This window comes from Mycobacterium sp. (assembly GCF_025933915.1).
GTDB lineage: Bacteria > Actinomycetota > Actinomycetes > Mycobacteriales > Mycobacteriaceae > Mycobacterium.
The window spans coordinates 1-2,829 of the sequence record NZ_JAICZA010000285.1 but is presented as its reverse complement, the minus strand read 5'-3'; the positions used below and the strand labels follow the sequence as shown (position 1 = coordinate 2,829).

Genomic DNA, 2,829 nt, shown 5'->3' with positions numbered 1-2,829 from the left:
GGTCGATCGGCACGTAGGCCGCCCCCGTCTTGAGCACCGCGAAGATCGCCACGATCGCCTCGGCCGACCGCGGCATCACCACCGCCACCCGCTGGCCCGGGCCCGCGCCCCGCCCAACAAGCAAGTGCGCCAACCGATTTGCGGATTCTTCTACCTCACGATAGGTCCACGACCGTTCGCCGCAGGTGATCGCGACCGCGTCGGCGGCGCGGGCGACCTGCGCCGCGAACAACGCCGGGATCGACGCCTGCCCGGTCCGCCGCGCAGCCAGCACCGCCCGGTTACCCCACGCATCGAGCCGTTCGTGCTCGGCGGCGTCGAGCAGATCGATCGACGAAAGTCGTTGCGCGGGATCGGCGGTCATGGCCGCCATCACGTGGCGCAGCCGCTCGATCAGCGTTTCGATGCCGGCCGCGTCGAAGACCTCGGTGTCGTACTCGACACGCAAGCTCAGCTCGTGCCCCGGAGTGGCCACGACCGACAGCGGGTAGTGGTTGAATTCGCGGCTGCTGAACTCGGTGACGGCCAGCTCGTGGACACCCAGCAACGCGCCGGCATCGATCGGGTAGTTCTCGTAGAGGAAGAGCGTGTCGAACAGCTGGTCGTGTCCGGTGACACGGTGAATCTCGCCCAGCGCCAAGTGTTCATGCTCGAGGGTTTCGGCGTGGACGCGCTGCAGCTGCTCCAGCAGGTCGGCGACGGTGGTCGCGGCGGCGATGTTGGCCCGCACCGGCACGGTGTTGATCAACAACCCGACCATGGCGTCCGCGCCGGCCAACTCGGTGGGCCGGCCCGACACCGCGGTGCCGAAGGCGACGTCGTGCTGGCCGGTCAGCCAGGTCAGCAGCTGCGCCCACGCCCCCTGCAGCACGGTGCTGACGGTCGTGCGGCTGGAGCGGGCCAGCTCGCCGAGCGCGCGCGTGGTGTCCGCCGAAACCGTATACGTGGCAACGGCGCGTTGCCCGATCCTGCCCGGCGCCGCCACCAGGGTGGGGGCTTCGAACCCGTCGAGCGCCTCGCGCCACGCCGCTTGCGCGGCGGCGTGATCCTGGGCGGCCAGCCACGTCAGGTAGCTGCGATACGGCGGCGGCGCGGGCAGCCGCTCGCCGTAATAGCCGGCGAAAACCTCCCGCAGCAGGACCGGCAGCGACCAGCCGTCGATCACGATGTGGTGGATGGTGAACAGCACCCGGTGCCGATCGTCGGCGATGCGGACCAACGCGGCCCGAAAGGCGGGTTGGCCGGCGAGATCGCAGACGGCGGCGCGCTCGTCGGCGGCCAGCGCCTCGAGCTGCTGATCGATATCGCCGCCGTCCAATTCGACGTGGCGCCAAGCCATCACCGGGTCGGCCGGGATGATCTGCACCGGCTCGCCGAATTCGTCGAAGAAGCGGGCCACCAGGTTGGGGTGGCGGTTGACCGCGGTCTGCACCGCATCGCGCAGCCGGCGCGCGTCGAGACTGCCGCTCACGGTGATGCCGAGCTGCACCGCGTAGAGGTCTTCGAGTTCGGCCGCGAAGCTGGTGTGGAACAGCAGCCCCTGCTGGACGGGGCTCAGCGGTAGCACGTCGGCGATCTGGTGCTGCCGGCAGAGTTCGTCGATTTGCTGCTGGTCCAGCCGGGCGGGGGCGATGTCGGACGGGGTCAACCCGCCGCCACCGGCCCGCACGTGCGAGCAGATACCGGCCAGTGCCTCAAACCACAACTGGCTCAACCGGTTTACTTGTTCGTCGGTCAGCGCCGAGGTCGCCCATCGCCAGTTGGCGTGCAGGTGCGGCCCGGCCTCGGTGTCCATGGTGCCTGCGTTGAGTTCCACCGTGTGCGCCAACGGCATCGCCACCGCCGTCGCGACCGCGGCCGACGACAGGCTGTCCTCGCTGACGCGCCACAAGTCGTCGGAGAGATCGGCTCCCGCGGCCAATCGACCCAGGTAGTTGAACCCGATCACCGGGTCCGACCCCTGCAGGTCGACCTCGGTGTTCAGGTAACGCAACAGCCCGTAGGTCAGGCCGTCGGGCAGGGCGCGCAGTTGTTCCTTGGCGTCTTTGATCACCGCGCCCAGCGCGGAGTCTCCCGCGGCTACCTGCGGCCAGGCGAGGCGGCGGGTAATCGACAGTGCCGCAGGGTATTTGGTGGTGAACCAGCCGACGGTGCGGGACAGATCCACGCGGGACGCTATCTCTTCGTTGCGGCCGTGTCCTTCGATGTCGATGCCGATCGGTGTCACGGTTCCCACGGACCCCAGGAACTCGGTGAACGCCAACCCGAACGCGATCAGCAGGATGTCTTGGACGCCGGCGTGAAACGCCGCGGGCACCTCTCCCAGCAGCAGGCGGGTGGTCTCGACGTCCAGCGACGCCGACAACTGTCCGGCGTTGGCGTAGGTGTCCTCCGGCTGGGCGGCGGGCAGCGCCGCCGGAGTGGCGGCCACCTCCCGCCACACGGCGGCCTGCTCGACCACGGCGGGGCTCTTCGCGTGCTCGGCCAGCAGCGACGACCACCGGGCGAACGAGGTGCCGGGCACCGGCAGCGCCACCGGTTGGGCGTTGTGATGCTGGGCCCAGGCGATGTTCAGGTCCTCGATCAGGGTCCGCCACGACACCCCGTCGACGGCCAGGTGGTGGATGATCAACGCCAATTGGTGTGTGGCACTTGCCCATACCGCGTTCACCATGACGCCGTCGGCCACGTTGAGCCGGGAGCGGGCCTCGACCAGCTCCGCGTCGGACAACGCCTCGACCGTCTTCAGGCAGTCGCCGGCCTGCACCGAGCCGGCCTCGGGCGCCTCGAGCGACCAGCCGCCGGCGCCGTCGTCCTGCACACGCAGCC

Annotated in this window: 1 protein-coding gene; it reads right to left on the bottom strand. The window is 69.7% G+C overall.

The annotated features are described in order from the left end of the window. A partial coding sequence (locus tag Q0W90_RS24045) for a condensation domain-containing protein (RefSeq protein ID WP_297777136.1) occupies positions 1–2,829 on the bottom strand: 2,829 nt, incomplete at both ends.